Consider the following 416-nt stretch of genomic DNA (forward strand, 5'->3'; position numbering starts at 1 on the left):
ATGGCAAAGAGCAAATTTGAGCGCAATAAGCCGCACGTCAACATTGGCACGATTGGCCACGTTGACCATGGCAAGACGTCGCTGACGGCAGCGATCACGAAGTATTTCGGCGAGTTCAAGGCGTATGACCAGATCGACGCTGCGCCGGAAGAAAAGGCGCGCGGCATCACCATTTCGACGGCGCACGTCGAATACGAGACGCCGAACCGTCACTATGCGCACGTCGACTGCCCCGGCCACGCCGACTACGTCAAGAACATGATCACCGGTGCGGCGCAGATGGACGGCGCGATCCTGGTTGTTTCGGCCGCTGACGGCCCGATGCCGCAGACGCGCGAGCACATCCTGCTCGCCCGCCAGGTCGGCGTTCCGGCGATCGTGGTGTTCCTGAACAAGGTCGACCAGGTCGACGACGC

General features: G+C 61.8%; 1 protein-coding gene. It reads left to right on the forward strand.

From position 1 onward, the window contains the following. A partial coding sequence (locus tag AC6CIG_RS29730) for a GTP-binding protein (RefSeq protein ID WP_498324391.1) occupies positions 1-416 on the forward strand: 416 nt, incomplete at its 3' end.

Source organism: Sinorhizobium sp. GQ132, from assembly GCF_059758575.1.